The 15,510-nt window shown below is 66.5% G+C and carries 11 protein-coding genes; 4 read left to right on the forward strand and 7 right to left on the reverse strand.

The window, feature by feature from the left end:
- Nucleotides 1-89: 89 nt before the first annotated feature.
- The gene (gene ligA, locus MET49242_RS13610) at nucleotides 90-2,207 is read right to left on the reverse strand and encodes an NAD-dependent DNA ligase LigA (RefSeq protein ID WP_036283587.1); all 2,118 of its coding nucleotides are present in this window, start codon (nucleotides 2,205-2,207) and stop codon (nucleotides 90-92) included.
- Nucleotides 2,208-2,341: 134 nt separating this feature from the next.
- Nucleotides 2,342-5,212 carry an EAL domain-containing protein gene (locus MET49242_RS13615; RefSeq protein WP_051134525.1) on the reverse strand — a complete coding sequence of 957 codons (2,871 nt, stop codon included), beginning with the start codon at nucleotides 5,210-5,212 and terminating at the stop codon, nucleotides 2,342-2,344.
- A gap of 381 nt (nucleotides 5,213-5,593) precedes the next feature.
- Between MET49242_RS13615 and ptsP the strand changes: the two genes are divergently transcribed.
- From ptsP to MET49242_RS13635, 3 genes are all read left to right on the forward strand, one after another.
- Nucleotides 5,594-7,858 carry a phosphoenolpyruvate--protein phosphotransferase gene (ptsP, locus tag MET49242_RS13625; protein WP_036283590.1) on the forward strand — a complete coding sequence of 755 codons (2,265 nt, stop codon included), beginning with the start codon at nucleotides 5,594-5,596 and terminating at the stop codon, nucleotides 7,856-7,858.
- A gap of 54 nt (nucleotides 7,859-7,912) precedes the next feature.
- Nucleotides 7,913-8,983 carry a peptide chain release factor 1 gene (prfA, locus tag MET49242_RS13630; protein WP_036283592.1) on the forward strand — a complete coding sequence of 357 codons (1,071 nt, stop codon included), beginning with the start codon at nucleotides 7,913-7,915 and terminating at the stop codon, nucleotides 8,981-8,983.
- Nucleotides 8,984-9,102: 119 nt separating this feature from the next.
- The gene (locus tag MET49242_RS13635) at nucleotides 9,103-9,366 is read left to right on the forward strand and encodes a hypothetical protein (RefSeq protein WP_036283593.1); all 264 of its coding nucleotides are present in this window, start codon (nucleotides 9,103-9,105) and stop codon (nucleotides 9,364-9,366) included.
- An 83-nt stretch (nucleotides 9,367-9,449) separates the two neighbouring features.
- On the opposite strand, the gene MET49242_RS13640 is transcribed toward MET49242_RS13635, so the two are convergent.
- From MET49242_RS13640 to MET49242_RS13650, 3 genes are all read right to left on the reverse strand, one after another.
- Nucleotides 9,450-9,773 (reverse strand): hypothetical protein, encoded by a 324-nt coding sequence (locus MET49242_RS13640; protein WP_036283594.1) that lies wholly within the window; start codon nucleotides 9,771-9,773, stop codon nucleotides 9,450-9,452.
- 60 nt (nucleotides 9,774-9,833) lie between these two features.
- Nucleotides 9,834-11,426 (reverse strand): bifunctional phosphoribosylaminoimidazolecarboxamide formyltransferase/IMP cyclohydrolase, encoded by a 1,593-nt coding sequence (purH, locus tag MET49242_RS13645; protein WP_036288104.1) that lies wholly within the window; start codon nucleotides 11,424-11,426, stop codon nucleotides 9,834-9,836.
- A gap of 133 nt (nucleotides 11,427-11,559) precedes the next feature.
- Entirely contained in the window at nucleotides 11,560-13,254 is a 1,695-nt protein-coding gene (locus tag MET49242_RS13650) for a heparinase II/III family protein (protein ID WP_051134200.1), read from the reverse strand.
- 273 nt (nucleotides 13,255-13,527) lie between these two features.
- Here MET49242_RS13650 and MET49242_RS13655 point away from each other — a divergent pair, with 273 nt between their 5' ends.
- A complete protein-coding gene (locus tag MET49242_RS13655) occupies nucleotides 13,528-14,061 on the forward strand; it encodes a gamma carbonic anhydrase family protein (protein ID WP_036288110.1) in 534 nt (177 codons plus the stop codon).
- A 6-nt stretch (nucleotides 14,062-14,067) separates the two neighbouring features.
- Here the strand turns inward: MET49242_RS13655 and MET49242_RS13660 are convergent, their stop codons facing one another.
- Nucleotides 14,068-14,691: a transglutaminase-like cysteine peptidase gene (locus tag MET49242_RS13660; protein ID WP_036283595.1), complete on the reverse strand. Its 624-nt coding sequence runs from the start codon at nucleotides 14,689-14,691 to the stop codon at nucleotides 14,068-14,070.
- A 92-nt stretch (nucleotides 14,692-14,783) separates the two neighbouring features.
- On the reverse strand, nucleotides 14,784-15,413 hold the full coding sequence (locus tag MET49242_RS13665; protein WP_036283597.1) for a transglutaminase-like cysteine peptidase: 630 nt from the start codon (nucleotides 15,411-15,413) through the stop codon (nucleotides 14,784-14,786).
- Nucleotides 15,414-15,510 lie beyond the last annotated feature (97 nt).

The following is a 15,510-nucleotide window of genomic DNA, read 5'->3' on the forward strand; positions in this document are numbered from 1 at the left end:
GGGGCTTCTTTTCCGGGCGTCAGACACTCAGGCCTCACCCTGAGGAGCGAGCGAAGCTCGCGTCTCGAAGGGCGAGGCCGCCTCGACCGCTACCCCTGACCAGTCCGCGTAAACCACTCGTCCTCTGAAATCACCTCGATCCCGAGCTCCTGCGCCTTCGCGAGTTTCGACCCCGCGCCTGGCCCCGCCACGACGAGGTCCGTCTTCTTCGACACGGACGCCGCCACCTTCGCGCCGAAGCGCTCGGCCTGCGCCTTGGCTTCGTCGCGCGTGAGGCGTTCCAGCGCCCCGGTGAAGACGACGGTCTTGCCGGCGACGGGCGACGAGGAGGCGATCTCCGGCATCGGCTCCAGCGTCACCTGCGAAAGCAGCGCGTCGAGCTCCTTCTCGTTGTGCGGCTCGGCGAAGAAATCATGCAGCGCCTCCGCCACCACCGGCCCGACACCGTCGATGGAGTCGATGCGCGCGCGGGCTTCCGTGCCCGGATCCGCTTCGCGCGCCGTTTCGCGCAAGGATTCGAAATCGCCGAAATGGCGCGCAAGGCGGCGGGCGTTGGTCTCGCCGACATGGCGGATGCCGAGCGCGTAAAGAAAGCGATTGATCGGGATCGTGCGGCGCGCCTCGATCGCCGCGAAGAGATTGCGCACCGAGGTTTCGCCGAAGCCCTCGCGATTCTTTATCTTTGTCAGGCTCGCGCGGTCGCGCTCCTCGAGCGTGAAAATATCCGACGCCGTCTTTATCAGCCCCTCGTCGTAGAAATATTCGATCTGCCTGTCGCCGAGCCCTTCGATGTCGAAGGCGTTGCGCGAGGCGAAATGTTTCAGCCGCTCCACCGCCTGCGCCGGACAGACGAGCGAGCCCGTGCAGCGGCGCACGACATCGGCCTCTCCCGTCTTCTCGTCGATCTCGCGCAGCGCCGCCGAACCGCAGCGCGGGCAGACATGCGGGAAGTGATAGGGCTTCGCGCCGTGGGGCCTCTTCTCCGTCACCACTTCCACAATCTGAGGAATGACGTCGCCTGCGCGTTGCACGACGACCGTGTCGCCGACGCGTATGTCCTTGCGGGCGATCTCATCCTCATTGTGCAGTGTGGCGTTGGAAACCACGACGCCGCCGACCGTGACAGGCTCCAGCCGCGCTACGGGCGTCAGCGCGCCGGTGCGGCCCACTTGAATCTCTATGTCGCGCAAAATGGTTGTCGCGCGCTCGGCGGGGAATTTATGCGCTGCCGCCCAGCGCGGCGCGCGGGAGACGAAACCGAGCCGCTCCTGCAGCGAAATGTCGTCGACCTTGTAGACGACGCCGTCGATGTCATAGCCGAGCGTCGCCCGCCGCGCCTCGATCGCGCGATAATGCGCGAGCATTTCCTCCGCGCCGTCGCAAAGTCTCGTGAGCGGATTGACCTTCAGGCCGAGACGCCCGAACGCCTCCAGCACGCTCCATTGCGTCTCGCCCGGCAATTCGCTCGCCTCGCCCCAGCCGTATGCGAAGAAATGCAGCGGCCGCCCGGCTGTGATCTTCGGGTCGAGCTGGCGCAGCGACCCTGCCGCCGCATTGCGCGGATTGGCGAAAGGCGGCTTGCCGGCCGCCGTCTGGCGCTCGTTGAGCGCGGCGAAATCGGCGTGGGTCATATAGACCTCGCCGCGCACTTCCAGCACGTCGGGCGCATCGCCATGGAGCTTGTGCGGAATTTCGCGGAGCGTGCGGATATTAGCGGTGACGTCCTCGCCCTCATAGCCGTCGCCGCGCGTCGCCGCCTGCGCGAGGCGTCCGCCTTCATAGCGCAGCGAGCAGGAAAGCCCGTCGATCTTGGGTTCGGCGGTGAAGGCGAGACGCGCCCGCTCGCCAAGACCGAGAAAACGCCGCACGCGCGCGACGAAATCGAAGACCTCCTCGTCCGAAAACACATTGCCGAGCGACAGCATCGGCACGGCGTGCTTTACCTTTGCGAATTTCTCGGAAGGCTTCGCGCCGACCTTCCTCGTCAGCGATTCGGGCGTGACGAGTTCCGGAAAGGCTTTTTCCAGCGCCTCGTAGCGGCGGCGCGCGGCGTCATATTCCGCATCGGGAACGAGCGGCGCGTCCTCCCGATAATAGGCCTCGTCGTAGCGCGCGATGTCCTCGCCGAGGCGCGCATGTTCCGCGCGCGCTTCGGCGGGACTCAATTCGTCGACGGAAAGGGGACGGGAGGCGGGCTTTTTGGTCATGTCGCAATGCGGGTCGGTTCCGTCATTGCGCGGAGCGACGAGGGTTCGCGGAGGCGGCGTCGCGCCTCTCGATTGCTTCGCTCCGCTCGCAATGACGGCGACACCCTAACCCGCCTTGCGGACGGAGGGAATGCTTACGCCGCCTCAGGCGCCGCGCCCACGAGCCGGCGCGCCTCCTGCGAGCTGATCGGACGGCCGAAGGCGTAGCCCTGCGCGTAGCCGCAGCCGAGCTGGTAAAGCTCGATCGCGTCCGACTCGGTCTCGGCGCCTTCCGCCACGACATCCATGCCGAGATCCTGCGCCAGCGCGATGATCGAGCGCAGGATGACGGGGCGCGCGCCCTTGCCGCTCTGCTTCACGAAGGAGCGGTCGATCTTGATCGTGTCGAAGGGGAAACGCTGCAGATAGGCGAGCGAGGAATAGCCCGTGCCGAAATCGTCGAGCGAGAGCCCGGCGCCGAGCTCCTTTATGCGCGCCAGCATCTGCGCCGCATATTCGGGATTCTCCATCACGAGGCTTTCCGTGAGTTCGAGCTTGAGGCTGCCCTTCACGATGTCGTGGCGCATCAGCACGCTCTTTACGTCGCGCAGCAGATCATGTCGCAGCAATTGCCGAGATGAGACGTTCACAGAGGCGAAAATCGGCGGATCGACGGCGAGCGCGCGCTGCCAGGCGGCGAGTTCACGCGCGGTCCGCTCCAGCGCCAGCAGGCCGAAATCGATAATGAGGCCCGTCTGCTCGGCGATCGGAATGAATTGCGAGGGCTCGAGGCGCCCGAGGCGCGGGTGGTCCCAGCGCAGCAGCGCCTCGAAACCGGCGATGGTGCGGTCTTCGAGACGCACGATCGGTTGAAAGAAGACCTTGACCTCGCCGCGCTCCAGCGCCCGGCGCATGTCGGCCTCGAGCGTCAGACGGTCGGAACGCTGCGCGCGCATCGCCGGGCGGAAGACCTCGATGCGATTGCCGCCGCTGCGCTTGGCGTGGCGCATGGCGATCTCGGCGTCCTCGAGCATGTCGTCGGCGCCGGGGTGCATCTGCTGGTCATAGAGCGCGATGCCGATGGAGGCGAAAAGCGCGATCTCGCGGTCGGTGAAGCGCACCGGCGTCGCCAGCGAGCGGCGCACGGAATCGGCGAGCGTGATGACGTGATCGGCGTGCGTCTCGGACACGAGGATGATGGCGAATGCGTCGCCGTTGAGCCGCGCCAGCGTGTCCTGCGGCTGCAGCAACCGCGTGAGGCGATGCGCGACAGTCAGCAGGATGCTGTCGCCCATGGCGATGCCGACCTGCTCGTTGATCTGCTTGAAGCGGTCGATGTCGATGACGAGCACCGTGGGGCGCACGTCCTTGTCCATGCGCGCGAAGACCAGGGCGGCTTCGAGACGGTCGAAGAAAAGTTCTCGATTGGGCAGGCCCGTCAGATTGTCATGCACCGCGTCATGCAGCAGACGCTCCTGCGCGTTGCGCTCGTCCGTGACGTCGGTGAGCGTGCCGACGACGCGGATGACCTCGCCGTCCGGCCCGACGACGGGACGCGCCCGCAGCCTGTAGCAGAGATAGTGCCCGTCGGCCGCGCGCAGGCGGAACTCCTGGTTGATGCGGCCGCGGCGCTGCTCCAACAGCGCGTCGAGGCAGGCGCGGTAACGGTCCTGCTCGAAGGGATGCAGAAGGTCGAGCCAGGAGGAGGCGGCGCCTTCCAGCCCGCCGCGATCGAGGCCGAGCGCGGCCTCGGCTTCGGGGCTGACGTAGATATGGTCGGAGGGCACGTCCCAGTCAAAGACGATCTCATTGGCGCCGGTCATGGCCAGCGCCTTGCGCTCCACGTCGCTGATCGCTCCATGGGAGAGACCGCCTGTCGCGAAGGCGTTCTGCATCACGGTGAAGCCGATCAGCATGACGATGAGGACGAGGCCGCCGACGAGCGCCGGCGAGACGAGGTCGTTCGTCATCCATCCCGCGACCGCGAAACCCGCCGTCGCCACCCAGACGACGAGCAGGAACCAGGTGGGGATGAGCATAATCGCGCGCTCGAAGCCGTGCGACGCGAGATAGAGCACAAGCACGAAGCCGACGACGGCGATCGTCGCGAGCGAGATGCGCGCGACGCCTGCCGCCACGGGCGCGTCGAACATGGCGAGGCCGATGAGGTCGGCGAGGATCAACAGCCACAGCGCCGCCACATGCCAGGCGCGCACATGCCAGCGGTTGAGATTGAGATAGGCGAAGAGGAAGACGACCAGAGTCGCGGAGAGAACCGTCTCCGCGCCGGCGCGCCAGATGCGGTCGGTGTTGGCGTCGGAGCCGAAAATCTTGTCCCAGAAACCGAAGTCGATGACGACATAGGCGAGCACCGCCCAGGCCAGCGCGGCTGCGGCCGGGAAGATGACCGCGCCCTTCACCACGAAGACGATGGTGAGGAAAAGCGCCAGAAGTCCCGCGATGCCGATGACGATGCCCTTGTAAAGGGTCAGGCTCGTCACCTTGTCCTTGTAGGCTTCGGGCTCCCAGAGATAGAGCTGCGGAAGGTTCGGCGTGCGCAGCTCCGCCACATAAGTGACGGTGGTGCCGGGATCGAGGGTCAGCCTGAAGACGTCGGCGTCGGCGCTGTCCTCCGCTTCGGGCGGAAAGCCCTGACTGGCGGTGATGGCGTTGATGCGCGTGGAGCCGAGGTCCGGCCATATGACGCCCGAGCCCTGAAGCCGGAAATGCGGGGCGACGATCAGGCGCTCGATCTGCTCGTCAGTGTCGTTCGTCAGCGCGAAGACGATCCAGTTGGGGCGGCTGCCTGCCTCGCGGGCGCCCACCTCGATGCGGCGGACGATGCCGTCGGAGCCCGGCGCGGTCGAAACCTGCAGGCGGTCGCCCTGCGAGGAGTGCTTCTCGACGACATGGGTGAGGTCGATCGCCCGCGCGCCCTGCGGCACGCGCACCGACTCCATGGCAAGGACCGCCGTCGCAGAGACGAACAGCAGAAAAAGGGCGGTCAGAAAGGTCTGGAGACGCACATTCACTTCTCGATTACGGGCTCTATCCGATAGCGAACCGCCAAAGACGTCAAAAGCGTGGCGGGGACGCGTCTCGCTCCCGCAGCGCCCGCGCGTGGCGGCCGCAGGCGCGCGCCCGGACCCGCCCGGCGGGCGTCGAACATGCCGGACAGATGGTAAAAATCAGTAGAGCCTTCGGCGTCGATCCGCAAGTCGATTCAATCCGGCCCAAAATCCGGTATGGTCCTTGCGTGCGAAAGTCGGCAGCGCTTGCGGAGGGCCGACGGCGCCAATATACGCTTCAGGACAGGCTGCGGCGCGGCGGCGCGGGATTCCTCAGGCGACATTCATTTTCGCGACGGTCCGTCCGCCGGCGGCGCCATGTAAACGGGAACGGATCTGATGCGTAGCGCTCTTGGCGGCCCCCGCCTTTTGCTGCGCCGGCTGCGCGAAATCAGCGCGGAGTCGGTGAGCGCGCAGGCGCGTCTCGACAAGATCGTGGTGCAGATCGCCGCGAACATGGTCGCCGAGGTCTGCTCCGTCTACGTGCTGCGCGCCGACCAGCGTCTCGAACTTTACGCCACCGAAGGCCTCAATCGCGAGGCCGTGCATCAGACCACCATGCACTCGGGCGAAGGCCTCGTCGGCCTCATCGCCAAGAGCGCCGAGCCGCTGGCGCTCTCCGAGGCGCAGGAGCATCCGGCCTTCGCCTACAAGCCGGAGACGGGCGAAGAAGTCTACCACTCCTTCCTCGGCGTACCGATCCTGCGCGGCGGCAACACGCTCGGCGTGCTCGTCGTCCAGAACAAGGTTCGCCGCGTCTATTCCGAGGAGGAAATCGAGGCGCTTCAGACGACGGCGATGCTCCTCGCCGAACTCATCGCCTCGGGCGAGCTGCAGGCGATAGAGGACCCCCGCGACCTCGCGCTCTACCGTCCCGCCACGCTCAGGGGTTCGCCGATGGTCGAGGGCGTCGGCCTCGGCCATGTGCTGCTCCACGAGCCGCGCGTCGTCGTCAAGCAGCTCGTGGCCGAGGACATCTCCGGCGAACTCGGGCGGCTGGAGCAGGCGATCGACGCCATGCGCGCCGCGATCGACGAACTCGTCGCCCATGGCGACCGCATGGGCGCCGGCGAGCATCGCGAAGTGCTCCAGACCGTCCGCATGGTCGCAAACGACCGCGGCTGGGTGCGCCGCCTTCGCGAGGCGGTGATGTCCGGCCTGACCGCGGAGGCCGCCGTCGAGCGCGTCCAGAACGACGCCCGCGCGCGCATGCAGCGCCAGACCGACCCCTATCTGCGCGACCGGCTGCATGATCTCGACGACATCGCCAATCGGCTGCTGCACCAGCTCACCGGTCAGAGCTATGTCGCCGACCGCGAGAGCGTGCCGGAAAACGCGATCATCGTCGCCCGCACCATGGGGCCGGCGGCGCTGCTCGACTACGACCGCAAGCGGCTGCGCGGGCTGGTGCTCGAGGAGGGCGGGCCGACGAGCCATGTCGCCATCGTGGCCCGGGCGCTCGGCGTCGCGACCGTCGGCCTCGTGCCGGGCCTCATCGACATCGTCGAGACGGGCGATCCGATCATCGTCGACGGCTCCACCGGCGAAGTCCATGTGCGGCCGCAGCCCGACGTTCAGAGCGCCTATGCCGAAAAGGCGCGGCTGCGGGCAAGGCGTCAGGAGCAATACGCCAGGCTGCGGGACGTTCCCGCCATCACGAAAGACGGGGTGCAGATCGCGCTGCACATGAACGCCGGCCTCGCCATCGACATGCCGCATGTCCACGAGACCGGCGCGGCGTCGGTCGGCCTCTTCCGCACGGAGCTGCAATTCATGCTCGCGCCGCGCTTTCCGCGCATGGACGAGCAGCACCGCTTTTACAAGGCCGTGCTCGACGCCGCCCCCGACCGGCCGATAACATTCCGCACGCTCGACATCGGCTCGGACAAGATTCTTCCCTACATGGCGAAGATCGAGGAGGAGAATCCGGCGCTCGGCTGGCGCGCCATCCGCATCGGCCTCGACCGTCCCGGCCTGCTGCGGATGCAGATACGCGCCATGCTGAAGGCGGGCGCCGACCGCGACCTGCGCATCATGTTCCCGATGATCGCCAATGTCGCGGAGTTCGAGGCGGCCAGAGCCATCGCCCTGCGCGAGCTCGATCACATAAAGCGCCACGACTACTCGCCGCCGCGGTCGCTGCGGCTCGGCGCCATGGTGGAGGTGCCGTCGCTCCTTTGGGAGCTCGACCTCATCGCGGAGCGCGCGGATTTTCTGTCGGTCGGCTCCAACGACCTCGTCCAGTACATGTATGCGGCGGACCGCGACAACACGCGCGTCTCCAAGCGCTATGACAATCTCTCGCCGCCCGTGCTGCGCGCGCTGGAGCGCGTCGCCGAAGCAGGACGGCGCGCGAACACGCCCGTCACTCTTTGCGGCGAAATGGGCGGGCGCCCGCTCGAGGCGCTGGCCCTGCTCGCCATCGGCTATCGCTCGCTATCCATGTCGCCCTCCGCCATCGGCCCGGTGAAGTCGATGATCCTCAATGTCGATCTCGACGAGGCGCAGGTGTTTCTGGCGACGCTGCTCGCGGCCGACGACGGCGCGCCCTCGGTGCGCGAAAAGCTGCGCGATTATGCGCTTTCGCGCAACATTCCCTTGTAGCGACGCTCTTCCGCCTTTTCGTCGCTCGCCCGCACCCTCACGAATCCGATCCGCATGTTCGCACAAGACAAGCTCGACCTCATTCTGCGCCGTTATGACGAAATCGGCGAGAAACTCGCCGGCGGCGCCGACGGACAGACATTCGTCGCCCTCTCGCGCGAGCGCGCCACGCTCGACGACGTCGTCGACGCCATCCGCGCCTGGCGCGACGCGCAGCGCGAAGTCGACGATCTCGCCGCCATGCTGGCCGACTCTTCGCTCGACCCCGAGATGCGCGCGCTGGCGGAATCCGAAACCGACGGCGCGCGCGAAAAACTGGAGGCCGCCGCAAACACGCTGCGACTCGCCCTGCTGCCGAAGGACGAAGCCGACGAGAAGGGCGTCATTCTCGAAGTGCGCGCCGGCACGGGCGGGGACGAGGCCGCGCTTTTCGCCGGCGATCTCTTCCGCGCCTATCAGAAATACGCGGCGCTCAAGGGCTGGCGCGTTGAGCTCGTCTCGGAGAGCCCCGGCGCGCTCGGCGGCTTCAAGGAAATCGTCGCCGAAATCATCGGGCGCGGCGTCTATGGAAGGCTGAAATTCGAATCCGGCGTGCATCGCGTGCAGCGTGTGCCGGAGACGGAGACGCAGGGCCGGATCCACACTTCCGCCGCCACGGTCGCCGTGCTGCCGCAAGCCGAAGACGTCGACATCGACATCGACGAAAAGGATTTGCAGATCGACACCATGCGCGCCCAGGGCGCCGGCGGCCAGCACGTCAACAAGACGGAATCGGCGATCCGCATCACCCATATTCCCTCGGGCATCGTGGTGATGATGCAGGAGGAGCGCTCGCAGCATCGCAACAAGGCGAAAGCCATGAATGTGTTGCGCTCACGCCTCTATGACGCCGAGCGCCAGCGCCTCGACAAGGAGCGCTCCGACGACCGCAAGCAACAGGTCGGCTCAGGCGACCGCTCGGAACGCATCCGCACCTATAATTTTCCGCAAGGGCGCGTCACCGACCATCGCATCAATCTCACGCTCTACAAGCTCGATCGCGTGATGGAAGGCGAGTTCGACGAGATCATCGACGCGCTGACGACCGATCACCAGCAGAAGCTGCTCGCGCAGAGCGAGGCGTAAAACATCCTCTTTCCTCGCGCGTTCGTCATGTGCGTTCGCGTACAAACGCGGGCGAAGACGCGCCTTAAGTTGCTCTCATTCGCGAAACGGAAATCGCGAAACAACCAAAGGAGAGCATCATGTCCACATCGAAGAAGATCGTCACCACGACCATCGCCGCCGCTGTTCTTGCCGGTTCGGTCGCGAGCGCCACGCCGGCCCTCGCCTGGCATCATCACCATGGTTACGGCTGGGGCCCCTATGCGGCCGGCGCAGTCGGCGCTCTTGCGATCGGCGCAATCGCCGCGGGCGTCGCCGCGAGCGACGGCTGCTATTACGAAAGCCGCCCGATCTTCAATCGCTGGGGCGATGTCGTCGGCTACCGCCGCTATCCCGTGTGCTGAGCGCGGCCGAAATGGTGAAAAGGGAAGAAGGGCTGGCGGCCGCCGGCCCTGTCTTCATGCAATGAGCAATCCCTTACGGCGACTCACCAGCCGTCGAAGACGCTGCCATATTCCGAATAGCGCAGCGGGTCCTGGTCGGCGAAATCCTGCTGCTCGAGGAAATAACGGTCATTGGCTCGGGCGTTCGGCCGCAGCTTTCCCTGCGCCGCCGCCGAAGCGGCGCCGTCGTCGAGCCAGTCCTTGTTGGTCGTGAGATTCTTCGGCAGGGCGATTGGAAAATCGTCTTCGTTGTTGGCGGCGACCTGACCGGCGGGCGCCGGCTGCTTGCGGGATTTCGCAAGCGCGTCTCCCGAGGCAAGCGCACAAAGCAGGGCGAGACCCAGTGAGATTTTCAGCGCGCGACGCATTTTCAACTCCCCCAAAACTCCCGATAGAAACTCACCTTAGCCACAACCAGCATCGCCTGGCTAGTGCCGGAAGTGCCTTACGCCGGTGAAGACCATTGCGAGGCCTTTCTCGTCCGCCGCGGCGATCACGTCCTTGTCGTTGATCGAGCCGCCCGGTTGAATGACCGCCGTAGTGCCGGCCGCCGCCGCCGCGAGGAGCCCGTCGGGGAAGGGAAAGAAGGCGTCCGACGCGACGACCGAGCCTTTCGCGAGACTTTCGGCAAGGCCCGCCGCCTGCGCCGCCTCGCCCGCCTTGTGCGCGGCGGTGCGCGAGGAATCCACACGCGACATCTGTCCCGCGCCAATCCCCACCGTGGCGAGATCCTTGGCGTAAACGATGGCGTTGGACTTCACATGCTTGACGACGCGATAGGCGAATTTCATGTCCGCCAGCTCCTGCGCGGTCGGCTGGCGCTTCGTGACGACCTTCAGATCCATGTCGTCGACGACGGCGTTGTCGCGCGACTGCGCAAGAAATCCGCCCGCGACGCTGCGGAAAGTGACGCCACCCGCGCGCGGGTCCGGCAGGCCGCCGGTCAGGAGCAGGCGCAGATTCTTCTTTGCGCCGACGATCTCGATCGCCTCCGCCTCGGCGTCGGGCGCTATGATGACTTCCGTGAAGACTTTCACGATCTCGCGCGCGGCCTCGGCGTCGAGCCTGCGATTGAGCGCCACGATGCCGCCGAAGGCGGAAACCGGATCGCAGCGCAGCGCCTTGAGATAGGCCTCCTCCAGCGTCGCGCCCTCCGCGACCCCGCAGGGATTGGCGTGCTTGACGATCGCCACGGCCGCCGTGCGCGCGGGATCGAATTCCGAGACGCATTCGAAAGCGGCGTCCGTGTCGTTGACATTGTTGTAGGAGAGCTGCTTGCCCTGCGCCTGCCGGGCCGTCGCGACGCCGGGGCGCGCCTCGCCCGTGAGATAGAAGCCCGCCGACTGATGCGGATTTTCGCCGTAGCGCATGGGCTCCGACAGGCGCCCGCCGAAGGCGCGCACGGGCGGCGAGGCTTCGCCAAGCTCCTTTGCAAGCCAGTTGGAGATCGCCGAGTCATAGGCCGCGGTGCGCGCGAAGGCTTTCTGCGCGAGGCGGCGGCGGGTCGCGAGACTCGTCGCGCCGCCGATTGCGGCCATCTCCGCGGTCACGGCGGCGTAATCGGAAGGATCGACGACGACGGCGACGTCGTCATGATTTTTCGACGCGGCCCGGATCATCGCAGGCCCGCCGATGTCGATGTTTTCCACGCATTCCTCGAAGGGCGCACCCTTCGCCAGCGTCGCTTCGAAGGGATAGAGATTGACGACGAGAAGATCGATCGGACGGATGTCATGGGCGAGCATGGCCGCCTCATGTTCCGGATTCTCGCGGATCGCGAGGAGGCCGCCATGCACTTTGGGGTGCAGCGTCTTGAGCCGCCCATCCATCATTTCAGGGAAATGGGTGAGGTCGGAAATGTCCTTCACCGCGAGGCCGGCGTCGGCGAGCGCCTTGCGCGTGCCGCCCGTGGAAACCAGCTCGACCCCGTGATCCGCGAGGGCGCGCGCAAATTCGACGAGGCCCGTCTTGTCGGAGACGGAGAGAAGCGCGCGCGCGATTTTGCGGTGATCGACCGGCATGGAGCTGTCCTTCATGAAAACCGGCGGCTTTCCGGTCCGGCGGAGCCGGAAAGGTTCGCGATTCCCTTGGGTCTTGTGGCGTTTTCTTCGAGCGAACCGGTTTCGCTCGAAACCGCTTCTCGCGCCGCGCTTATCACACATCCCCCGCCAGCGGAACCGGCGGAAGCGCCTCGACGCGCTGAAGGGACCAGCGCACCTCGGCCTGCGGCGAGGCGTAGCCGCGCAGAACGATCTGGGCGCATCGGCGCGCCCCGCCCGGATTGGCGAAGAAGATGCTCTCCTCGACGAGCGGCCGGGCGCCGACGGCTTCGAAAAGCAATGTCTCGCCATTGGCGAGCGTCAGCTCCACATCCGCCCCGCGCGGCGCCGCGCGAACACGGGGATGCAGGTGAAAGCGGATCTCGAACTCGGTCGGAGCGGCCCGGGGCGTGGCGTTCTCGGCGACAAGAAGACGGTCGCGGCCCGCCACGGTGGTCGCGTCATGGGTCAGCGTCAGCTCTCGCGCGTGGACGAGGCCGAAATCGCGTCGATAGCCGTCATGCGACATGACGAGCGTCGTCTCGTCCTCGAGCTGGCGCCGTTCGACCGAAACGACGCGCGGCCCGTCGAGAATGCGGCCCGCGGCCCAACGCCCGGCGCCGCGCGGACCGATGCGCGCCGAGGACATGTCGCCGAGCACAAGGGTTGAATGCGCCGCAGTGGCGCGGGCCAGCTCGCGGGCGTCTTCGTGCTGGGGCGCGGGAGCGCCGCAATTCACGACGACGCGCTCGAAGCCGAGCGAAAATTCGAAGGAGAGACATCCCGCATGGGCGCCGCGCGAGAATTCCGGCGGCGGCGGGGGGCCCGCGTCGACAATGACGAGCGCGTCCCGCGCCTCGAGGCGCTGATAGCCCGAATATGGCGCGTTCGCCGGCGCCGCGCCGCGCGAATCCTCATAGGCGAGGACATTGGCGAGACGGTCCAGCGCCGTCGCGCCCATGCCGTTGAAGAGCGCCAGCGAGCCGTCGCCATGCTGCAGCATCCGCAGGGTCGGCATCATTCGGTCGATCGAGCGCAGCATCGACTCCGGCGTCTGCAGGCCACGCGCGGCGATGACCTGGCGCAGGGGGAGAAGATCGAGCAGCAGATCGACCGCGACCTGCGGATTGCGGCTGATATGGCCGCCGTCGCTCAGAATCTGGCGGTCGAGTTCGGCGGAAAGGGCGTGCGTCACCTGCGGGCCGATCTTGCGGCCATTGTCGGCGCAGACGGCGTATTGGGCGAGGGCGACGGCGCAGAACATGCGATCGGCCCCGCGCGCCTCGCCGGACGCCAGCGCCCGCCACAGAAGTCGCGCGCTATGCGCCAGGGACCGCATGAAAGCGTCGTAGAAATCGGCGTCGGCGCCGTCGAGCAGCACGGGCGACTGGGTGAGGAAGGACAGCAGGCGTCGCGCGATGACGGCCGGCTCCATCGCCGGATCGCGCCGGGGGAGCCCGCGCAGGGACAGGAAATCGGCGACGAGCGCCCGGGCGTTCGCCTGCGCCAGCGCCCTGTCGGCGGCGCGCAAATGGCGCAGCCAGGAGAAACCCGCGAGCGCGCGCCGCCATCCGGGCGTGGGCGCCGACAGGCCGAAGGGCGAGGCGCCGTGAGTCTGGACGGTTTTGCCCTCGAAGGAAAAATAGCCCGCGTAAATCTCGTCGGCGACGGTCGAATCCGTCGTGCGGATTTCCGGCGGCGCGACCCGCAGCCGCTCGGGCGGCGCGATCGCCATGGACTTCACGAGATGATAAGGCGCGGCCGCGCGGCGCGCGAGCGCGCGCGCGGCGGAGACGCCAGCCAGCCGCATCCGATCGCGTAACAATCCGCCGCTCAGGGCGCGCCCTCCGTTTCAGTGATTCGTCAGGCGAGGCGCCGGCGAAGCGCGGCCCGCCAACCGCGTCTCCGCCCGAATGACGAAACCGACACAAGCGCTTATAGCGCATTTTCGCCCGCGCTCCGAATGAGCGGCGGAGAAGACGCCAGTCCGGCGCCAGCGCGCGGGCGCCTTTGCGCCAGCGCGCGGAAATGGCTATGTCGCAGACACGCCGAAGGCAAGCTGGACCAGAGGAGACCGCTTCGCATGCCGCTTTACAAGCTCGACGGAACCGCCCCGCGCCTGCCCGCCCCCGGACGCTTTTTCGTGGCGCCGGGCGCGCATCTCATCGGAAGGGTGGAGCTGCAGGAAGACGCCAATGTCTGGTTCGGCTGCGTCCTGCGCGGCGACAATGAGTGGATCACCATCGGCGCGCGCAGCAACATTCAGGACAACAGCGTTCTCCATACCGACATGGGCTTCCCGCTGACCATCGGGGCGGATTGCACCATCGGCCACAATGTCATCCTGCACGGCTGCACGATTGGAGAGGGCAGCCTGATCGGCATGGGCGCGACGATCCTCAACGGCGCCAGGATCGGCAGGAACTGCCTCGTCGGCGCCAATGCGCTCGTCACCGAAGGCAAGGAATTTCCAGACAATTCGCTGATCGTCGGCTCGCCCGCGAAGGTCATCCGCGAACTCGGCGACGACGCGCGCCTCCGCCATCTCGAATCAGCGAAACATTATGTCGAAAACGGCCGGCGCTATGCGAAGGGGCTGGAGTCGATCGCCGATTGACGCCTCTTACTTCGACACATACATCGGCGCGCTCGTAGGCGCGCCGATTGAGACCCAGACATTCGGGCTCGCCTGCGACTGACGCTTCACGAAACGATAGGGCGCGCTCGACCAGGGCTTCACGCCGCCCGTGAGATTGTCGAGCACATAATCGCCGCGATCCGTCCTCACCGTCAGGATCGAATGGCCGTCGCCATGCTCGTCCTTGACGACCGTGAGCAGCAGCGCCCCGGACGGAAAGCCGTCCTCGATCAGCATGCGGCGCTTCAGCAGCGCGTAATCCTCGCAATCGCCCTTGCCGTCGGTGGGATAGTCCCACTCGTCCACGACGCCCCAATGATCCCTGTCGGAGACGGGATCGATGTTCCTGTTCACCCAGGCGTTGATCTTCTCGATCCGTCGGCGCGCGGCGTCCGTCCATTCGATCTCGCGCGCGCCGCCGTCGCCCTCGCGGCATTCGGATGCGTAGCGCTGGCAGAAATCGACCCAGCCGAAGGGCACGCTGGTTTCGGGCCCGACCGGGGCGTAGGTCGCCGCCGCCGGGCGGGCGATGACCCCGGAAGCGGCGAGGCAGAGAAGCCCGGCGGCGAGACCGAGGCTTTTCAATGCGCGACGCGAGAAGACCGACATCTTGACGCAACCTTACTCGACGAACCCAACCGTTAATAAATCATTAACGATTGTGTCCGCCTTGCCAAGATGTGCGCCGCCGCCTTCTCCGATTATGGTTTATTCGAGACGTAGAGGGGGGCGGTCGTCGGCGCGCCGATCGAGACCCACACATTGGGATTCTCCTGCGACTGACGCTTCACGAAGCGGTAGGGGGCGGCGGTCCAGGGCTTCACTTGATCGGCGAGATTGTCGAGCACGAACTCGCCGCGGTTGGTCTTGATCGTGAGGACCGAGTGGCCGTCGCCGTTCTTCTCCTTCACGACCGTGAGCAACAGGGCCTCGGCCGGAAATCCCGCCTCGATCAGCATGCGGCGCTTCAGGAGGGCGTAATCCTCGCAATCGCCCTTGCCGTCGGTCGGATAGTCCCAGGCGTCGACCGCGCCCCAGTGGTCCGTGTCGGAGACGGGGTCGATGTTCCTGTTCACCCAGCTGTTGATGCGGGCGATCTTGCGGAACGCCGCCGGCGTCAGCTCGATGTCGCGCGCCTCATGCGTCGTTTCCTGACATTCGCCGCGATAGCGCTGGCAGAAATCGACCCAGCCATAGGGGACGCTCGTCTCGGCGCCCGTCGCGGCGAAGGTCGCGGCCTCCACGCCGGCGAAGCTGGTCTCATTGACGGCGACGAGCGCCACGCCCGCCAGTCCGAGAGCCGCAACCGCTTTGCCGATGATGCCGAACATAACCCGCCTCCGTCTGATGAGGCGAGATTAGGTTTCTTGTTTTGCCGTCACTGAAAGTAATTCGGCCGCATTTTACGCGAACCACTTCAGATTTGAG

This window comes from Methylocystis sp. ATCC 49242, from assembly GCF_000188155.2.
Taxonomy (GTDB): domain Bacteria; phylum Pseudomonadota; class Alphaproteobacteria; order Rhizobiales; family Beijerinckiaceae; genus Methylocystis.

What these genes read in the sequence shown, in the direction of transcription:
- ligA (WP_036283587.1), bottom strand. Translation starts at nt 2,207, where the DNA reads ATGACCAAAAAGCCCGCCTCCCGTCCCCTTTCCGTCGACGAATTGAGT.
- ptsP (WP_036283590.1), top strand. Translation starts at nt 5,594, where the DNA reads ATGCGTAGCGCTCTTGGCGGCCCCCGCCTTTTGCTGCGCCGGCTGCGC.
- prfA (WP_036283592.1), top strand. Translation starts at nt 7,913, where the DNA reads ATGTTCGCACAAGACAAGCTCGACCTCATTCTGCGCCGTTATGACGAA.
- MET49242_RS13635 (WP_036283593.1), top strand. Translation starts at nt 9,103, where the DNA reads ATGTCCACATCGAAGAAGATCGTCACCACGACCATCGCCGCCGCTGTT.
- MET49242_RS13640 (WP_036283594.1), bottom strand. Translation starts at nt 9,773, where the DNA reads ATGCGTCGCGCGCTGAAAATCTCACTGGGTCTCGCCCTGCTTTGTGCG.
- purH (WP_036288104.1), bottom strand. Translation starts at nt 11,426, where the DNA reads ATGCCGGTCGATCACCGCAAAATCGCGCGCGCGCTTCTCTCCGTCTCC.
- MET49242_RS13650 (WP_051134200.1), bottom strand. Translation starts at nt 13,254, where the DNA reads ATGCGGCTGGCTGGCGTCTCCGCCGCGCGCGCGCTCGCGCGCCGCGCG.
- MET49242_RS13655 (WP_036288110.1), top strand. Translation starts at nt 13,528, where the DNA reads ATGCCGCTTTACAAGCTCGACGGAACCGCCCCGCGCCTGCCCGCCCCC.
- MET49242_RS13660 (WP_036283595.1), bottom strand. Translation starts at nt 14,691, where the DNA reads ATGTCGGTCTTCTCGCGTCGCGCATTGAAAAGCCTCGGTCTCGCCGCC.
- MET49242_RS13665 (WP_036283597.1), bottom strand. Translation starts at nt 15,413, where the DNA reads ATGTTCGGCATCATCGGCAAAGCGGTTGCGGCTCTCGGACTGGCGGGC.